Here is a 17,259-nt window from a genome sequence, read left to right on the forward strand (position 1 = left end):
ATCCGGAGCACCGCCCCGCGACACGACGATCGAGGTGTCCCTGAATCTCACCCCCCACCAGGAGCGCTCATGCTGATCGTCGCCAAGGAATCCGACCTCCGACTCCCCCGCAGCCGTACGACGCGGTTCGAGGGCGAGGCGTACGGCTCGGGCGTGTCGTTCTTCCACGTCGACAACGCGCCGGGGCAGGGGCCGGACGCCCACGTCCACCCGTACTCCGAGACGTGGGTCGTGCTCGAGGGCGTCGCCCACATCCGCACCGCCGACGGCGAGACGTACGGCGAGCCGGGCGACGTCGTGGTCGTCGGAGCGGGTACGCCGCACGCCTTCCGCGCCGTGGGTCCGGACACGCTGCGCATGCTGTGCATCCACGCCTCGCCCCGGATCGAGCAGGAGTTCCTCGACGACGAGGACGCCGCCGACGCCGCGGTCGTGTTCGACACGGAGACGGTCCGGTGAGCGGCGCAGCCACGCTCACGCCCGTCGCCCCCGTCGTGACGGCCGACCTGGAGCGCTACCGCAAGGAGCTCACGGGCTACTGCGCCTGGCGGCTCGGGTCGGTGGTCGACGCCGACGACGCCGTCCAGGAGACGCTGGTCCGCGCCTGGCGCAGCCGCGCGTCCTTCGAGGGGAGGGCCACGCTCCGGTCGTGGCTCTACCGGATCGCGACCAACGTGTGCCTGGACTCCCTCGGCACGCTCGGACGACGTCCGCGGCCGGTGGACCTCAGGGCGAGCGAGGGCACCGCGCTCGAGGTGCTGGACGTCGCGGCACCGACGGACCCTGCGGAGGTGGCCGCCGAGCGGGAGGCCGTGCGGTCCGCCTTCGAGGCAGCGCTGCGCCACCTCCCGCCCCGCCAGCGCGCGGTGCTGGTGCTCCGCGACGTGCTGCGCTGGCGCGCGGCGGAGGTGGCGTCGCTGCTCGACACCTCGGTCACCTCGGTGAACAGCGCGCTGCAGCGGGCGCGGACGACGCTGCGCGGCGTTGCGGCGTCGCACGCCGGCGCGGCGCTCGACGCGGGCGAGGCGCTCGACGACCGCGCGGTGCTCGACGACCGCGCGGTGCTCGACGACGGCGACGCCGCGCTGCTCGAGGAGTACGTCGCGGCGTTCGCGGCGTACGACGTCGACGCGCTCGTCAGGCTGCTGCGTGAGGACGCCGCCCGCGGGAGCGCGTCCGTCACGTCCGCGCGTAGGTGAGGACCGCGCACCCGTTGTCGAACGTCCTCACCTCCTCGAGCGCGAACGCCGTGGGACGGAACTCCGTCGTGAACGCCGGGACCCCGGAACCCGCCACGACGGGGTACTTCTTGACGACCAGGCGGTCGATCTCGTCCAGGAGCTGGCCCGCGAGCGCGCCGCCGCCGGCGAGGTAGATGCCGAGCGGGGACTCCTCGGCCTTGAGCTCACGGACGCGGGTGACGGGGTCGACGGCGGTCACCTCGACCTTCGGATCGGGTGACGCGGTGAGCGACCGGCTGAAGACGACGGTCCGCAGGTGCGCGTACGGGTCGGTGAACCCGAGCTCCAGCCCGGGGTCGTACGTCCGCCGTCCCATCACGAGGGTGTCGAACCGGCTCAGCGGGGTGTCCGCGACGCCGAACACCTCACGGGCATGGGTCGGCAGGGCGTCGGCGTACTCGGTGGCCATGAACTGCCCGAACGCGTCGGACACGGGGAAGAAGTCGACCTGGTCCTCGGGACCGGCGATGAAGCCGTCGAGGGTCGTGCCGATGTAGTAGGTCATCTCTCGCATGCCGTCGACTCAACCACGACAGGTGAAGTACGTCAAGCGTAGTTGTTTCTCGCGCCGCGAACCGGCAGGATGCTCGCATGGTCAGCAACCCCCAGCGACGCACCGCGCTCCTCGACGCCGGCATCGACGTCCTCGCCCGGCTGGGCGCACGTGGTCTCACCTTCCGCGCGGTGGACGAGCAGGCCGGTGTGCCGACCGGGACGACGTCCAACTACTTCGCCAACCGCGAGGCGCTCCTGCGTGCGCTCGGCGACCACGTGTTCGTCCGCCTCGCACCCGACCCCGACTTCGTCGCGGAGCGGCTGGCGGCACCGCCGTCGCGAGACCTCGAGGTCGTGCTCATGCAGGACATCGTCGAGCGGGCGCGCGCCGACCGCCCGGGCTACCTCGCGATGTTCGAGCTGCGGCTCGAGGCCTCGCGGCGACCTGAGCTGGAGGAGGCGTTCGCCGCACGGTTCCGTGCGAACCTCGACGAGATCACCGCCGCGCACGTGGGGGGCGGCTTTCCCGGCGGCGGCACGACGGCGCTCCTGCTCTACCTCGCGATGAACGGGCTGCTGCTCGAGCACCTGACGCTGCCCGGAGTCCTGCCCGGCGGAGACGACGGGCTCGCCGACCTCGTCACGCGGCTGGTGGAGACGATCGTCCCCACGTGAGCAGACTCAGGAGGCCTCGACCGCCGGGCCGAGGCGCTCGGCGAGCGCCGCCTCGTCCGGGACGAACCACGCCTGTGTCCCCCGGTTCGACTCACCGACGAAGGCCCGCAGCGCATCGCTCTCCTGCAGGTGGTCGGTGATGTCGCCGAGCACGGCCACGCGGATCCGGTAGTTCACCAGCTTCTGGAGGATCTCCCCGGCCAGGCCCGAGCGGAGGCGGAAGAACTCCGGGTCGAGCCGCGAGACGGGGACGACGACCATGTCCGCCCCGTGACCGAGCACGTCGCCGACGAGCTGGCTGCCGTCCGACGGTGCGGCGATCACCGGACCGTCGGGGTCGAGGTGCAGGACCCGTAAGTCAGCATGCTCGTGGAGGCGCATGCCGCCGACCGTACGCGGCCGCGGCGCCGGGTCGCACCCCGATTCCGCCCGGCGTCGTACGCTGCAGCATGCTGCGGATCCAGGACGTCACCTACCTCGTGCGCGATCTCGACGAGGCGATCGGGTTCTTCGTCGACGTGCTCGGCTTCGAGCTGCGCCAGGACGACACGTTCGACGGCGGCTGGCGCCGCGTCGTGGTGGGGCCTGGCGGCGGTGACACCGGACTCGTGCTGACCCTGCCGTCGGGCGACGACGCTCCGGTCGGCCGACAGGCCGGGGACACCGTCGCGTTCTTCCTCGAGACCGACGACTTCACCACGCAGTACGCCCGGATGCGCGACCACGGCGTCCGGTTCCGCGAGGAGCCCCGCTACGAGTCGTACGGGACGGTCGTCGTGTTCGAGGACCCGTACGGGATGCCGTGGGACCTGATCCAGCCCCCGCGCTAGGTTCGGACCCATGGTCGCCTCGGTCGCCGTCCTGTCCGACGTCCACGGGGTCCTGCCCGTGCTCGACGCGGTCCTCGCCGAGCCGGACGTCGCCGAGGCCGACCTGGTCGTCGTGACCGGCGACCACGCCGCAGGGCCGATGCCTGTCGAGGTCCTCGACCGCCTCGTCGGGCTCGGTGACCGGTGCGTGCTCGTCCGCGGCAACGCCGACCGGGAGCTGGTCGCGGTCGCACGCGGGGGTACGTCGGAGCACCCGGAGTCGCAGTGGGCCGGACGGCAGCTCCGACCCGACCAGGTCACGCTGCTCGACGGACTCCCTCATCCGGTGGTCCTCGAGGTCGACGGGTTCGGCCCCGTGGTGTTCTGCCACGGCACACCGCGCGACGACGACGAGGTCGTGCTCGTCGACACGCGGCTGGAGCGCTGGGCCGAGGTGCTCGCCGACCTCGACGACGCGGTGCGGACCGTCGTGTGCGGACACACGCACATGCCCTTCGTCCGGCTCGTGGACCGGCGCCTCGTCGTGAACTCCGGCAGCATCGGCATGCCGTACGGCCGGGCCGGCGGAGCGTGGGCCCTGCTCCGCGGTGGTCAGGTCAGCCTGCGGCACACCCCTGTCGACGTCGACGCGACCGTCGCGGAGGTCGTCGCACGTTCGGCCTACCCGGGACGTCAGGCGTGGACCGACGAGTACGTGCGCTCGCAGCACAGCGACGCCGACGCGGTGCGCGCCTTCGGCCCGCGCGACGGTCGCTGACGGCGGAGCCCGCGCTCCGGCTCAGGTGAACGCGGACCGGTAGTACTCGGACTGGCCCTCGAGGTACTGCTCGAACACGATGTCGTCGAGGTCGTCGCCGCGCTCGGCCGCGACCAGGCGGTCGAGGTAGTACTCCCACCCCGGACCGACGCTCGAGGCGGTCTCGGCGTCCGACAACGCCTGCGCGAAGGTCAGGGTCGTGAACCCGTCCGCGTCGTCGAGGTCGAGCTCGAGCAGCCACCGTGTGCCGGTGACGTCGGACGGCTCGGACGAGCGCGTGACGAGGCGCCGCGGCGGCTCGCACACCTCGATCTCGTAGACCTCCGCGGGGGCGTCCTCCCCCTCGGCCGTCATGAAGAAGGTGACCTCCCCCGTCGCGGGATCCCCTGTCCAGGTGCCGATCCAGCGCTCGAGGCGCTCGGGTTCGGTCACGGCGGCCCAGACGTCCTCGACGGGCGCGGCGAAGCGACGGGTCAGGACGAGGTAGTCGGTGCCGTCGCGGCTGTCGCGACGACCGGTCGGTGCGATGGTCATGCGGTCTCCTCGTGGTGGCGGCGCATGCTGCTCACCCCAGTCAACCGAGGTCCGGCCTCGTCCGCCGGTCAGCCGCGGTGCCGCCCTGTCGTCGCGGAAGCTCGCCGGCGACCGATCAGCAGTCCCCCGACGGCGACGACCGCGACCGCTGCGAGTGCTCCGGCGGTCGCCGTCGGCCCGATCCCGTCGAGCGGTCCGGCGACGGCAGCCTCACCGCCGGGCGGGCCGTCCGCCGGGGCCGCCGCGCCGAACGGAGCGTCCGTCGGCGTCGGCGTCGGCGTCACGGTCGCCGCGCTGGGTGTGGCGGTCGTGGGCGTCGTGGCGGACGGCGTCACGCTCGGGCTCGTCGGCCGCGGGGACGGCGACGGCGTGGCGGACGGCCGCGCCTCCGTGGCCTTGGGCTTCGTCGGTGACGGAGACGGCTTGGGCGTGGCGGTGGCCGTCGGGCTGGTCGGCGCCGGGCGGGTCGACGAGCCGGGGTAGCTCGCGAAGACCTGGACTCCCCACGTCGTACCGTTCGCCTTCAGGAATGCGATGCCGATGTCGGTGTAGTCGCCGAGGATGTTGGCGCGATGGCCGGACGAGCCCATCCAACCCGCGTGCATCGCCGCACCGGTCGGATAGCCGTACGCGACGTTCTCGCCGACCCGACGCCAACCACCGGGGATCTGCTCCGCGACGTCGGGGTTGTGGGACATCTCCTCGTCCTCCGCCATCTGGTGCGCCCACGCCAGCGCGACCGCGTCGAGGCTCGCGTTGCGACTGAGGGGGGCGAGCCCCTCGTCGGCGCGCGCGGCGTTCGCTCGGGAGGCGATCGTGTCGGCGTCGGACGCCGCCTGACTCGGTGCACCCGCCAGCACGAGCAGCAGGCAGACGAGGACGGCGGTCGCCGCGGGCGCGATCGCCCGTCGTCGCTGTGCCGTCACCCGTGGAGAGTAGCGGCTGCCCCCGGGGACCGGTCCAGTCGCAGGCGATGCATCTCGCCAGCCGAGGCACGGATCCGCCACTAGGGTCACCGCATGACCGCTGAGCTTCCCGTCGGCGCCCTCGTCGACTCCGAGGACGACACCCCTGCGCACCTCGATGCGTCCCGGTTCAACCGGCACACGTTCTGGTGCGGGCAGAGCGGCTCGGGCAAGACGTACGCGCTCGGGGTGGTGCTCGAGCAGCTGCTCCTGAACACCCGTCTGCCGATCCTCGTCCTCGACCCCAACGGGGACTTCGTCCACCTCGGCGAGACCCGCGACGACGCGGCGAGCGAGAGCGCCTCGCGCCTCGCCGGGCTGGACCTGCGCATCCTCCGTCCGCGGGCGGAGGCGCCCGGCCGGTTGTGCGTGCGCTACCTCGACCTCGACCTCCGCTCCAAGGCGGCGGTCCTGCGCATCGACCCGGTCCGCGACGCCGAGGAGTACAACCTGCTCCTGCACCTCGAGGACGACTACGGCGGCGCTGTGGACCGGTCCGGCTTCGTGGAGTCCCTGCGCACCTCCGAGGACCCGGGCCGCCGCAAGCTGCTGACCCGTCTGGAGAACCTGGGCGTCCTCCGGTGGGACGTCTTCGCGTGGGGCGGCCCGTCGGCGGAGGCCGTGATCGACGAACGGCCGCACGCGGCGGTGATGGACCTCGGCGGGTTCCATGCGCCGGACGAGCCGAAGGTTGCGGCGCTCGGGATGCTCGACCACCTGTGGGCCACGCGGGAGTCGCGCCGGCCGGTGCTGATCGTGATCGACGAGGCGCACAACCTCTGCCCGGCCGACCCGATCACGCCGCTCGAGCGGGTGCTCACCGAGCGGATCGTGCAGATCGCCGCGGAGGGACGGAAGTATGGCCTGTGGCTGCTCCTATCGACGCAGCGGCCCTCCAAGATCCACCCCAACGCCCTCTCGCAGTGCGACAACCTCGGCCTGATGAAGATGAGCTCGCCGCGCGACCTGGCTGAGCTCGGCGAGTACTTCGGGTACGCGCCCGCCGACCTGCTCGCCCGGTCAGGCAGCTTCGCCCAGGGGCAGGCGTTGTTCGCCGGCGGCTTCGCCCCGACTCCGGGCGTCGTCCAGGTCGCGCCGCGCCTCACCCACGAGGGCGGCTCCGACGTACACGTGCCCCTCTGACCCGCAACGCACCGCACCTCCGCACCGTCCTCAGCCAACCCTCATGGCGTCGCCTGGTCGGCGCACCACCGGACGAGCGGGACGTCGGCGTCGTCACGCAGGTCACCGTCGTCCGCCGCATCCTCCTCGTCCCGGTCGCCGCGCGGATCACCCCTCGGATCGCCCCGCGGATCACCCCGCGGATCACGCCTCTGACCACCATCCGGCACCGAGAGGGCGCGCAGATAGCGGCCCAACCGGTGCGCCTGGACGCGCCCGTGGTCCTCGAGCACGGTGCCGGCCGTGCCGACCCCGCGGCGGAACACGAACCCTCGTCGGCCGTCGGGCGCCACGTGGAGGCGCCCCGCATGGACCGCGGAGTGGCAGCGGCTGCACAACCCGACCAGCTCGTCGATGTCGGTGCGCCCTCCGTCGCGGGCCCACCACGAGGTGTGGTGGACCTCGAGGACCGTGTGCCGGCAGCCCGGAGCGGCACACCTGCCGCCCTGGCGGGACAGCACCGCGACGCGCTGCTTGGGTGTCGCGAGCCGCGACGTCCGCCCGACGTTGAGGACGTCAGCCTGCGGTGTCGCGCCGCCCGTGACGCCGTCGACCAGCACCGGCGTCACGTCGGCCTCGCACGTCAGGTAGCCGAACAGCTCGGGCCCCACAGGACCGAACCCGCTCAGCGTCGGTCCCTCGGCGCCGCGCTGCCCTGCCAGCCACTCCGCCTCGACCATCACGTGCAGCTGCGGCCGCACACCACGGTCCGACGGCATCCCGTGACGCAGGGTGGTGTCGACGAGGTCGCGGATCGCGTCGAGGCGACGCTGAGCGCCCGTGCGGTCGTCGTCGGCATCGCGCGGCGCCGACGCCGCCGCGAGCCAGGTCGCGATCTTGGCCCCGGTCGGGATGTCGACGAAGCCGACCAGGTGGTAGCCCGACCCGCACCGGGTCAGGGTCACGTCGTGCTTGTCCATCCCGCGCTTGAACTGCTCGTCCAGGCGCTCGGGGTGGACGACGTCCTCCATGCGGCCGATCGCCTTGGCCAGCTCGGCGCTCCCGGCCACCCGGGCCAGCGGGAGCAGGATCCCCGGTGTCGCCTCGGCCATCTCCTCCAGACCCACCTTGGTGATGCCGGCGCTGAACTCGGCAACGTGGTCCAGCCGCACCTCGCCCGACCGCGCCGCCTCGCCGAGCTCGGGCAGCAGCCGCATCGACCTGCCGGCTGCGCGCCGCTTCTTGATCTCGCCGTCGTTGAGCCTCAGCTCGCGGCGCGCCCAGCTCAGCGAGGACGACGCGCCGTCGTCGGCGAACGCTCCCGTCTCCTCGAGGTGGTCGAGCCCGGTTGCCTTCAGGGCCTCCAGCCGGTCGATCCCCGACTGCAGACGGCGCAGAAGCATCCGCGTCTGCGCGCTGTCGGCCGAGCCGACCGGTTGCGCGCAGAGGGCGTCGACCGCCTCGTCGAGCGCCACGACTGCACCGATATCGAACATGTGTCCAAGCCTAGGAGACCACGGCGACACGCGGACCGGTCGTGCACAGGCGCACCACGCCAAGGCGTTGTCCCCAGGTGCGGGCGACACCGACCGTCGTCCTCAGCGTCCGTTCCGGCTGAAGTGCTGGTAGTCCTTCAGGTTCTGCCAGCTCCCGCCCCAGCCCCACCCGACCGCCGCGAACGCCCGGACCACGGGCCCGTCGGCGGTGATCATGCCCGGACGGACCCGGTCGCGGTCGACGTACGACGACGCGAGCTCGGGCAGGACGACGTCGCCCTTCACGTACGGGTTCTGGAACGGGTTGACGTCGACCGCGAGGCCGTACGCGTGCTGCGAGAACGTCGTGGTCCCGCGGGTCGGGCGGCAGTTGAACGCACCGGTGTTGTTGCCGTCGCCGGTCGGCGGCGCGGTCTGCTCCGCGGCGCGGGTGATGCGCATCTCCTCGATCGGGAAGCGCTGGGCGTACAGCCGGCGGAACGCGCGGACGACGTCGTCCACGACCGCCGTGTTGACCAGCAGCTCGCCGGTGTGGCGGGAGTCGTCGAAGCCCCAGAACGTCAGCCGTACCCAGGCCAGGTCGTCACGTCCGACCGGACATCCCCGCCGCCACGTCGAGCGGGCGATGACGGCGTCCGGCGCCGGGGACTCGACCTCGCTCGCGAAGCCCGCGCCCGGGAGCGCGGGGAGCTGGTCCGGAAGGGTGAACCGGCGGTTGCGGAGCTCACGAGGAGTCGGGCGCACCTCGCCAAAGCCGGCCTCGGTACGCGGCAGGACGCGCGTCCCGAGCCACGCCGGCGGCACCGTGCCCGGAGCAGCGGAGGTGGGCGCAGCGGTGGGCGCGGTCGTCGGGGCAGGCGCCACCGTGGTGGGGCTGACCGACGTCGACGGCGCAGACGACGTCGTCGGCACGGAGGTCGGATCCGGCGTCGGATCCGCCGTCGGATCCGCGGCCGGGTCGCCCGAGCACCCCGCGAGCAGGAGAGCCAGACCGAGCCCGAGGGCGGGGAACGAGGTCCGTACGCGGTGCCGCACCCCTTCGAGTCTAGGAGCGGCTCCCGAAAAAGTTCTCCGCGACTGTCGATCCCCGCCCTCGCCGATTGTCCGAGGGGTGACCGACAGCTCAGAGGAGGAATGATGGACCACCTGATGCTCGCCTGCCTCGTGCTCCACACGGGTGCCCAGGACGCAGCACGTGACGACGGCCCGACGGAGGAGCAAGATGTCTGGTGGCTCGCACGAGCCGAGGAGGCACTGTGAAGTTCTTGATGCTGGTTCAGGGTGAGCCTGACCTCGATCTCCCGCCGGAGACCGACTCCGACGTCGCGACGTGGGTGAAGAAGGTCGATGAAGCGGGATCGCGGATCATCGGCGACCGGCTCGCCCCGCCGACCGACTCGGTGGTCGTACGGGTCCGCGACGGCGCCGTCCTGCGTACGGACGGACCGTTCGCCGAGGCACGCGAGTTCATCGGCGGGTTCGACATCCTCGAGGCGCCCGACATGGACGCCGCGGTGGCGATCGCCGCCGAGCATCCGCTCGCTGCCCATGTCTCCCTCGAGATCCGGCCGTTCTGGCCGCTGTTCCCGGAGGGCTGACCACGATCCCGTCGGCGTCCGCGGCCGCCTCCGAGGACCCCGTCCGCGACGCCTTCCGCGCGCACTGGGGCGAGGTCGTCGCGTCGCTCGTCCGGCTGACCTCCGACCTCTCCCTTGCCGAGGACTGCGCCCAGGAGGCGTACGCGCGCGCCTCCGTCCGCTGGCCGCTCGACGGCGTCCCCGAGCGACCGCGCGCCTGGCTCGTGACGGTCGCCCGCAACGACGCCCGCAACCGGATCAAGCGGGCGGCGAACGAGCGGACGAAGCTCGCGCTGCTCTCGACGACCGAGCACGGCGACGACGGCGGGACGGAGCAGTCGGTGATCGACGACGACCTCCTGCGTCTGGTCCTGGCGTGCTGCCACCCCTCGCTGCCCACCGAGAGTCAGGTGGCCCTCACGCTGCGGACCGTGGTCGGTCTGAGCACGGACGAGGTCGCGCGAGCGTTCACGATCTCCCCCTCGACGGCTGCGCAGCGCCTGGTCCGCGGCAAGAACCGCCTGCGCGAGCTCGGCCCCTCCGTGTTCGCGGACCCGTCCGACGACCAGCTCGCAGCACGCGTCGACGCCGTGCTCGCGGTGGTCTACCTCCTGTTCAACGAGGGGTACGCCGCGACCCGCGGGCCTGTGCTGGTCCGCGGCGACCTCTGCGACGAGGCGCTCTACCTCGGCCGGACCGTGGCGCGCCTGGTCCCGGAGGAGCCGGACGCGGTCGGCCTCGTCGCCCTGATGGAGCTCACGCACGCACGGCGTACGGCGCGGGTCGACGCCGCGGGCGAGCTGCTGACCCTGGAGGAGCAGGACCGGTCCTTGTGGGACCGCGGCCTGGTCGCCCGCGCCGTGGAGCGCCTCGACGCCGTCCCGCCCGGTGAGGCGTACGGTCCGTACCGGATCCAGGCGGAGATCGCCGCCTGCCACGCGGCTGCGCCCTCGGCCGATGCAACGGACTGGCCCCGCATCCTCCGCTGGTACGACGCACTCACCCGCGCGCAGCCGACACCCGTGGTGGCGCTCAACCGCGCGGTCGCCGTCGCCATGGCCACCGACCTCGAGACCGGTCTCGCCGAGGTCGACGCGCTCGACCGCACCGGGTCCCTGCGGCACCACCACCTCGTCCCTGCGACGCGGGCCGACCTCCTGGTTCGTCTCGGTCGCCCCGCCGAGGCCCTGGGGGCGTACGACGCCGCGCTCGCGCTGGTCGACAACGACGTGGAGCGCCGCTTCCTCGAGCGACGCCGTCGCGGTGCCGCGAGCTCCGCGTCCTGACGGCACCCCGCGGCGTACCCTTCCCAGGTGGCACCGGACACCCGCAACCGCCACGGCTGGTACTGGCGGACGTGGCTCGTGGTCGCCGGCTTCGCCGTCGTCACGCTGATCGGCTCCCGCGTTGCCGGGATCCCGGTGCGCGACCCGGGCAACGCCTTCTTCCTCTCCCGGCTGGCGATCGCCCTCCCCGGCCTGGCGGTGCTCGCGCTGGCCGACGCCGCCTGGCGGACCCGCCCGTGGTCGGTTCGCGCGACGCTCGCCACCCTCCGGGCGAGGTGGACGCCGCGCCGGATCGCGCTCGCGGTGAGCGCGCTGGTCGCGTACTACCTGGTCTATCTCTGCTACCACAACCTCAAGAGCTGGGACGTCCTCCTCGACCCGCGCGACGACCTGCTGCTGCGCTGGGACCGCTGGCTGTTCCTCGGCAGCACGCCCGGCGCCGTCCTCCACGACCTGCTCGGCGAGCACACGGCGATGTACGTCGTGTCGGCGGTCTACATGGCGTTCACCCCGGTCGTCACGACGATGCTCGTCGGCTCGCTCGTGTTCACCGAACGCGTCCGCCACGGGTTCGTGATGGTGGTGGGCGGGATGTGGGCGTGGATCCTCGGCGTGGGGTCGTACTACCTGATCCCGTCGCTCGGCCCGTTCTGGCGGCTGCCCGAGGAGTACGCGGGGCTGCCCCGCACCGCGATCCAGGACATGTGGGAGAAGGACGTCGTCGGACGCGAGCACCTCCTGGCCCACCCCGAGGCGCCGGACGCGCTCGCGCAGATCTCCGCGTTCGCGAGCCTCCACGTCGCCTTCACCACGCTGGTCTTCCTGATGGCGCGCTACTACGGGCTCAGGCGTCTGAGCTGGGTGCTCGGCGTCTTCGTCCTCGCCACGATCGTGGCGACGCTCTACCTCGGCTGGCACTACGTCGCCGACGACGTGGCCGGGATCGCGATCGCCTTCGCCGCAGTCTTCCTGGGACGGAAGACGATCTATCCGCGACGTACGGAGGAGCCCGCCAGGCGGTAGCAATCCACAAGGTGTGTTGCACAAGAGTTCTTGCACAATGCTCCTTGTGGGCGTAGCGTCGCCATCATGGGCGATGACCACGACCACGACCACGAGCACGTGACCGGCGACCCGGACCGCCGTACGATCACCGACGCCAAGGCGCTGTCCGCGCTCGCGAACCCGTTCCGTGCGCGCATGCTCGACGCACTGACCGTCGACGGACCTTCGACGGCGTCGATGCTCGCCCAGCGCACCGGCCAGGCCGTCGGCAGCGCGAGCCACCACCTCAAGGTCCTGCACGAGGCAGGGCTCGTCGAAGAGGCCCCCGAGCTCGCCAAGGACCGTCGCGAGCGCTGGTGGCGCAAGGTCTCGACGTCGCTGCGGTGGTCACGCGCGGAGTTCGCGGGCGACACGGTCGCCGTGGACGCCGCGCTCGCCGCCGAGTCCCTCGCCCTGCAGCGTCAGGTCGACGCCGCACGCGCCTGGCTCGCCAACGCCCCGTCCGCGGCGGACTGGGACGACGCCGCGTTCGCGACCCAGACCTGGCTGCACCTGACGCCGGACGAGCTGCGCGAGCTCGCCGAGGAGATGGTCGCGCTGCTCACCCGCTGGCACGCGCGACCGACTCCCGACGACGGTGCCGCGCGCGAGCCGATCCTCGTCTTCTCCCGGGGGTTCCCGCACCAGCCCTGACCCGTCGTTCGACCTCACGTCACCGTCGCACCCGACACCTCGACCCGAGGTGATGCCGTCCTGCCCCGAGGAGGGAAGTGATGACCCGCACCGCACGACGACCCTCGTCAGGCACCGGCTTCGGCTACCTCTGGTCCGGCGAGAGCGCCAGCCTCCTCGGGAACGCCACGAGCGCCTTCCTCGTCCCCGTCCTCGCGCTCGTCCAGCTCGACGCAGGGCCCCTGTGGGTCGGTCTGCTCACCGCCGCGGCCTGGCTCCCGTGGGTGCTCGTCGGCCTGCTCGCCGGCGCCCTCATCGACCGCCGGACTCCCAAGCCGGTGATCATCGCCGCCAACCTCACGGCCGCCGCGGCGCTCGTCACGGTGCCGGTCGCCGGCTGGGCCGGGATGCTGACGCTCGGCCACCTCGTGGTCGTGGCGCTCGCCACCGGCACCGCGAGCGTGTTCTCGCGCACCGCCGGGACGAAGCTCGTCCCCCTGGTCGCCGAGCCGAGCCGTCTCGAGGCGGCCAACGCCCGGCTCCTCGGGACCGAGTCGCTCACGCAGGTGGCCGGACCGGGCCTCGGCGGCCTGGTCGTGTCCGTGGTGTCCGCCTCCACCGGGCTGCTGCTGGACGTCGTGGGCTTCCTCGTCTCCGCCGTGTGCCTGCGGCGCGTGCGTCCGCGCGCCGCTGCGGGCGCACGGCCCGACGCGGCCGTCCGCCTCCGGCACCAGATCGCCGAGGGCGTGGCGTTCGTCCGTCGCGACCGCTTCCTGGCGCCCATGGTCGTGGTCGGCAGCGTGTCCAACTTCGGCCTGACCGGCTTCACCACGCTGCTCGTCGTGTACCTGGTCGACGTCCTCGGCGTCTCCGCCTCGTACGCAGGTCTCGTGATGATGCTGGGCAGTCTCGGCGGTGTCCTCGGAGCGCTCGTCGCGGTCCCGCTGGCACGACGGATCGGCACCGGACGTGCGTCGACAGGCCTGCTCGTCCTCAGCGGGCCCGCGGCCCTGCTCGTCGCTCTGCCGGTGCGTCGGGACCAGGTGGCGATCACGGTGGCGGGGCTGGTCCTCGTGGGCGCGTTCGTCGTGTGCGGCAACGTGATCCGTGGTGCGTGGAGGCAGCGGTACGTCCCGGACCGGCTGCTCGGCCGCGTGGTCACCGCCAGCCAGGTGGTGAACTACGGCGCGATGCCGCTCGCCGGGCTCACGGCGGGAGTGCTCGCGCACAGCGTCGGCACCCGCCCGACCATGCTGCTGATGGCGGGCGTGCACCTGCTGGCGTGGACGGCGATGCTCGCGACGCCGGTCGGACGCGTCGTCGAGCTGCCGACCTCCGTCGACCCCCTCCTTTCGACGATGCCCCCTAGCCCATCGGCCGATGCCACGGGCCCGCGCACCCCCGTACGGTCGGCTCCGTGACCGTCGAACCGCCCACCACGCTCGGCTACTCCCGTGAGGACAAGATCGGCACGGCGGTGATCCTCGGCGGGGGCGGGCTGCTCGTCTTCCTCCTCGCCCCGCTGCTCGCGGCATGGCTGGCCGACGTGCCCGTCGTCCCGTTCAAGGGACCGCTCCAGTGGGTCGGTTCGTTCGACCAGCCGTGGGCGTGGGTCGTACGACCCGTGATCGGCCTGGTCGTCGGACTCGCCGTCGCGCTGGTGGTGATCACCGACGCGTACCGGCTCGAGGTCGACGACGACGGGCTCGTCGTGCACCACCGCGACGACCGCCGACGGATCGACCGTACGCAGGTGGTGGCCGTCTACCGCGACGGCAAGACGGTCGTCATCGACGGTCGCGACGGACGGCGTCTCTTCGACCAGGAGGTCGAGGCGAGCCGGGACGCCGTGGCGGACGCGTTCCGCCGCCACGGCTACCCGTGGGAAGGGGTCTGAGGCACCGACGCAGCCCCGGGTCAGCCCCTCCCGAGCCGCTCGCTCACCAGCGGCGGCAGGCCTGTCACCGGCGACCGCCGGGCCGCGAACGGGGCCGCGACCTCCGGACGGCTGCCGGTGTAGAGCCACGCGTCGAACAGCCCGTCGAGCTGCTGACCCGACACCCGCTCGGCGAACGCGATGAACTGCGGCGTCGTGACGTTGCCGCCCTCGTAGCGCGCCGCCCAGCCCCGCAGGATCGCGAAGAAGTCGTCGTCGCCGACCGTGACCCGCAGCTGGTGCAGCGTCATGGCACCCCGGTCGTACACCGCTCCGTCGAACAGGTGGTCGGGCCCGGGATCACCGATCACGAGCTCCCAGAACGGGTCGCCCGCCGGGTGGGAGGCGTACGTCGCGTCGAAGATGTCCTGCGCCGTGGCGACGCCCTGGTCCTCCCACCAGAGCCACTCGGCGTACGAGGCGAACCCTTCGTTGAGCCAGATGTCCTTCCACCGCTTCAGCGCGAGGCTGTCGCCGTACCACTGGTGGGCCAGCTCGTGGACGATCACACCCTCGGCGACCTCCTCGGAGCTGCCGAACCACTCCTGCGCGTAGATCGGCCTCGTCTGGTTCTCGAGCGCGAAGCCGAGCCCGGCGTGGGCGTCGACGATGCCGCCGGAGGCCGAGAACGGGTAGTCACCGAAGGTGTCCTGCAGGAAGTCGAGGATCTGCGGGTGCTTCGCGAACGCGGCCTCGGCATTGTCGCCGAGCGTCGCGGGCCCCTCGTCGGGCGTCCCGACGATCCAGTCGTTGGGGTTGGGGTCGCTCCCCGTCGGGGCACCCGGGACGACCCAGCCGTCCAGCTCGTCGCCGTCGTCCTCGAACGAGGTGCTGCCGGCACCGGTCGGCGTCGTGACGTCGTCGACGAAGACGCCGCCGCCCTGGACGATGTCGTCGCTGGCGTAGGTGAGGGAGATCTCGACCGACTGCCCAGCCCACGCGCCGAGGTCGACGCGCCACTGCTCGTACCCGTCGGAGTCGCCCGTCGCGGCGTTCCACGCCCCGCTGCTGCCCGTCGCCGTGCACGTGCCGTCCGCCTGCGCCGTCTGGTAGTGCGACAGGAACGGGTGCAGCGACAGCCAGAACGGGCACGAGTCACCGGTGCTGGTGCTCGTCTTCCCACCGAGGTCGGGGAGCGTCGTCCAGTCGTCGGCCCCCGGGGTGCGCGCCTCGACGAAGAAGAAGTCCCAGTCCTGCTCGGTCGAGCGGTCGACCCAGAAGGAGAGCTCACCGCCGGCCGCCGGGACGGCGACGGTCCGGGTCAGCCGCTTGTACGACTGCGCCTCGGTGGACGTCTGCGAGATCGCGTACTGCTCGCCCGTGCGCGGCGGCACCGGCTCGTAGAGCTTCGGGTCGATCGCCTCGATCACCCGGATCCCGTCGTGGCGGTAGTCCTTCACGCGGAACTCGCTGATCGTCGCCGTCGTCAGGTACGACGCCATCGGCTCACGCGCCTCCCACGACCACGTGGTCCAGCCGTGCTTCGTACGGTGCCCCCGCGGCACGCCGTTGGCGACGGCCTTCAGGCCCTGCGGCGCGGTGATGCGGAACGAGTACGACGCCTTGTCGCTCGGGTGGTCGTTCACCGGGTACCAGGTGTCGGCGACGTGAGGCTGCCCGACCACGAGCGCCCCGTCGTCGGTGTGGATGAAGCCGGAGCCGTCCTCGAGGGTCGCCGGGACCCCGTCGTACCGGACCTCCGTGAGGAAGGTGCTGTGCTTGCGCAGGCCCTTGCGCGGGATCACGGTCAGCTCGCCGCCGCTGTGCCGCCACGTCGCGCGGCGGCCGTTGACGTACACGGACCGGACGGTCAGGCCCTCCAGGTCCAGGTTGAACCGCGACAGGTTCTGCGTCGCCCGTGCCTTGATGCGGGCGTCGCCCACGAGCCGGTCCGTCGCCGGGTCGTAGCGCACGTCGAGCGCGTAGTGGCGCGCGTCGTACCCGCCGTTGCCGTCGGTCGGGAAGTACGGGTCGCCGATGCCCGCGGCGCCCGGGGTGAAGTGCGGCCGTGATCGCGCGGAGGCGGGACCGGCGAGGAACGCGGCGCCGAGCGCGAGCGCGGCGAGGACCGAGACGAGGACGAGCCAGGTGCGACGCATGGGGACCTCCAAAGATCCTGGTCGCTCCTCAGCGTGCGCCTGCTTGCCGGGAGGTGCAAGTGCTGCGACAGAGCGTCAGCGGCGCCGGTCCCGCCACGCCCCGGTCGCCCAGAGCGCCCAGAGCACGAGCAGCGGCTGGAACAGCAGCCGGATCGCCCGCGACCGGTCGTCGTTGAGCCCGAAGGCGTCGGTGTGCGTGACGTACTGCGAGATGTTGCCCGGGAAGATCGCGACGAAGAACGCCGCCGTCAGCCACCCGACCGCCACCCGCCTGCCGGGCAGCCCGATCAGCGCGCCGCCGAGCCCGATCTCGACGAACCCCGACGCGATGACCACCGTGTCCCCGTCCAGCGGCACCCAGTCCGGGACCTGCGCGAGGAACTCGCGTCGCGCCCACGTGAGGTGGCTGATGCCGGCAGTCAGGAGGAAGGCGCCGAGCGCGAGCCGCCCGATCGTGCGGGGGACGGACAGCGGCTCCGTCGCGGTGTCGGACATGGGGACCTCGCTTCTGCGTCCGGCGTTCGCGTCACCCTAACTGCGAGACGGCGCGCCTGTCCGACCACTACTGT

Annotated in this window: 21 protein-coding genes; 13 read left to right on the top strand and 8 right to left on the bottom strand. The window is 72.5% G+C overall.

The window, feature by feature from the left end; all coding sequences use genetic code 11:
• Nucleotides 1–69: 69 nt before the first annotated feature.
• Nucleotides 70–459: a cupin domain-containing protein gene (locus ACQSSQ_RS15880; RefSeq protein ID WP_431328086.1), complete on the top strand. Its 390-nt coding sequence runs from the start codon at nt 70–72 to the stop codon at nt 457–459.
• Nucleotides 456–1,199, top strand: a complete 744-nt coding sequence (locus tag ACQSSQ_RS15885; RefSeq protein WP_431328087.1) for an RNA polymerase subunit sigma-70 — start codon at nt 456–458, stop codon at nt 1,197–1,199. The genes ACQSSQ_RS15880 and ACQSSQ_RS15885 overlap by 4 nt, the downstream gene beginning before the upstream one ends.
• On the opposite strand, the gene ACQSSQ_RS15890 is transcribed toward ACQSSQ_RS15885, so the two are convergent.
• Complete coding sequence (locus ACQSSQ_RS15890) at nt 1,180–1,755, bottom strand: dihydrofolate reductase family protein (RefSeq protein WP_431328088.1); 576 nt, start codon at nt 1,753–1,755, stop codon at nt 1,180–1,182. The genes ACQSSQ_RS15885 and ACQSSQ_RS15890 overlap by 20 nt on opposite strands.
• 77 nt (nt 1,756–1,832) lie before the next feature.
• Between ACQSSQ_RS15890 and ACQSSQ_RS15895 the strand changes: the two genes are divergently transcribed.
• Nucleotides 1,833–2,411, top strand: coding sequence for a TetR/AcrR family transcriptional regulator (locus ACQSSQ_RS15895; protein WP_431328089.1), 579 nt, complete (start codon nt 1,833–1,835; stop codon nt 2,409–2,411).
• Between the two features lie 6 nt (nt 2,412–2,417).
• On the opposite strand, the gene ACQSSQ_RS15900 is transcribed toward ACQSSQ_RS15895, so the two are convergent.
• Nucleotides 2,418–2,792 carry a DUF4180 domain-containing protein gene (locus tag ACQSSQ_RS15900; RefSeq protein ID WP_431328090.1) on the bottom strand — a complete coding sequence of 125 codons (375 nt, stop codon included), beginning with the start codon at nt 2,790–2,792 and terminating at the stop codon, nt 2,418–2,420.
• A 68-nt stretch (nt 2,793–2,860) separates the two neighbouring features.
• Between ACQSSQ_RS15900 and ACQSSQ_RS15905 the strand changes: the two genes are divergently transcribed.
• Nucleotides 2,861–3,241, top strand: coding sequence for a VOC family protein (locus ACQSSQ_RS15905; RefSeq protein ID WP_431328091.1), 381 nt, complete (start codon nt 2,861–2,863; stop codon nt 3,239–3,241).
• 10 nt (nt 3,242–3,251) lie between these two features.
• Entirely contained in the window at nt 3,252–3,998 is a 747-nt protein-coding gene (locus ACQSSQ_RS15910) for a metallophosphoesterase family protein (protein WP_431328092.1), read from the top strand.
• Nucleotides 3,999–4,019: 21 nt separating this feature from the next.
• Here ACQSSQ_RS15910 and ACQSSQ_RS15915 read toward each other — a convergent pair whose 3' ends face one another.
• Nucleotides 4,020–4,532: an SRPBCC domain-containing protein gene (locus ACQSSQ_RS15915; protein WP_431328093.1), complete on the bottom strand. Its 513-nt coding sequence runs from the start codon at nt 4,530–4,532 to the stop codon at nt 4,020–4,022.
• A 68-nt stretch (nt 4,533–4,600) separates the two neighbouring features.
• Nucleotides 4,601–5,458, bottom strand: a complete 858-nt coding sequence (locus tag ACQSSQ_RS15920; RefSeq protein ID WP_431328094.1) for a CAP domain-containing protein — start codon at nt 5,456–5,458, stop codon at nt 4,601–4,603.
• A 93-nt stretch (nt 5,459–5,551) separates the two neighbouring features.
• Here ACQSSQ_RS15920 and ACQSSQ_RS15925 point away from each other — a divergent pair, with 93 nt between their 5' ends.
• A complete protein-coding gene (locus tag ACQSSQ_RS15925) occupies nt 5,552–6,640 on the top strand; it encodes an ATP-binding protein (protein WP_431328095.1) in 1,089 nt (362 codons plus the stop codon).
• 41 nt (nt 6,641–6,681) lie between these two features.
• Here ACQSSQ_RS15925 and ACQSSQ_RS15930 read toward each other — a convergent pair whose 3' ends face one another.
• Nucleotides 6,682–8,115 (bottom strand): HNH endonuclease signature motif containing protein, encoded by a 1,434-nt coding sequence (locus ACQSSQ_RS15930; protein WP_431328096.1) that lies wholly within the window; start codon nt 8,113–8,115, stop codon nt 6,682–6,684.
• A gap of 102 nt (nt 8,116–8,217) precedes the next feature.
• Nucleotides 8,218–9,150: a M15 family metallopeptidase gene (locus ACQSSQ_RS15935; protein ID WP_431328097.1), complete on the bottom strand. Its 933-nt coding sequence runs from the start codon at nt 9,148–9,150 to the stop codon at nt 8,218–8,220.
• A gap of 102 nt (nt 9,151–9,252) precedes the next feature.
• Here ACQSSQ_RS15935 and ACQSSQ_RS15940 point away from each other — a divergent pair, with 102 nt between their 5' ends.
• From ACQSSQ_RS15940 to ACQSSQ_RS15970, 7 genes are all read left to right on the top strand, one after another.
• Entirely contained in the window at nt 9,253–9,375 is a 123-nt protein-coding gene (locus tag ACQSSQ_RS15940) for a hypothetical protein (RefSeq protein ID WP_431328098.1), read from the top strand.
• Nucleotides 9,372–9,713, top strand: a complete 342-nt coding sequence (locus tag ACQSSQ_RS15945; RefSeq protein WP_431328099.1) for a YciI family protein — start codon at nt 9,372–9,374, stop codon at nt 9,711–9,713. The genes ACQSSQ_RS15940 and ACQSSQ_RS15945 overlap by 4 nt, the downstream gene beginning before the upstream one ends.
• A 5-nt stretch (nt 9,714–9,718) precedes the next feature.
• Entirely contained in the window at nt 9,719–10,978 is a 1,260-nt protein-coding gene (locus tag ACQSSQ_RS15950) for an RNA polymerase sigma factor (RefSeq protein ID WP_431328481.1), read from the top strand.
• A 27-nt stretch (nt 10,979–11,005) separates the two neighbouring features.
• On the top strand, nt 11,006–12,001 hold the full coding sequence (locus ACQSSQ_RS15955) for a phosphatase PAP2 family protein (RefSeq protein WP_431328100.1): 996 nt from the start codon (nt 11,006–11,008) through the stop codon (nt 11,999–12,001).
• Nucleotides 12,002–12,067: 66 nt separating this feature from the next.
• A complete protein-coding gene (locus tag ACQSSQ_RS15960; RefSeq protein WP_431328101.1) occupies nt 12,068–12,676 on the top strand; it encodes an ArsR/SmtB family transcription factor in 609 nt (202 codons plus the stop codon).
• 80 nt (nt 12,677–12,756) lie between these two features.
• The gene (locus tag ACQSSQ_RS15965) at nt 12,757–14,076 is read left to right on the top strand and encodes an MFS transporter (protein ID WP_431328102.1); all 1,320 of its coding nucleotides are present in this window, start codon (nt 12,757–12,759) and stop codon (nt 14,074–14,076) included.
• Complete coding sequence (locus ACQSSQ_RS15970; RefSeq protein ID WP_431328103.1) at nt 14,073–14,552, top strand: YqeB family protein; 480 nt, start codon at nt 14,073–14,075, stop codon at nt 14,550–14,552. The genes ACQSSQ_RS15965 and ACQSSQ_RS15970 overlap by 4 nt, the downstream gene beginning before the upstream one ends.
• A gap of 20 nt (nt 14,553–14,572) precedes the next feature.
• On the opposite strand, the gene ACQSSQ_RS15975 is transcribed toward ACQSSQ_RS15970, so the two are convergent.
• Both ACQSSQ_RS15975 and ACQSSQ_RS15980 read right to left on the bottom strand, forming a co-directional pair.
• Nucleotides 14,573–16,690, bottom strand: coding sequence for a M1 family metallopeptidase (locus tag ACQSSQ_RS15975; protein ID WP_431328104.1), 2,118 nt, complete (start codon nt 16,688–16,690; stop codon nt 14,573–14,575).
• A gap of 75 nt (nt 16,691–16,765) precedes the next feature.
• The gene (locus tag ACQSSQ_RS15980) at nt 16,766–17,185 is read right to left on the bottom strand and encodes a DoxX family protein (protein ID WP_431328105.1); all 420 of its coding nucleotides are present in this window, start codon (nt 17,183–17,185) and stop codon (nt 16,766–16,768) included.
• Nucleotides 17,186–17,259: the final 74 nt, after the last annotated feature.

Source organism: Mumia spirodelae (assembly GCF_050632745.1).
In the GTDB taxonomy this organism is placed as follows: Bacteria; Actinomycetota; Actinomycetes; order Propionibacteriales; family Nocardioidaceae; genus Mumia.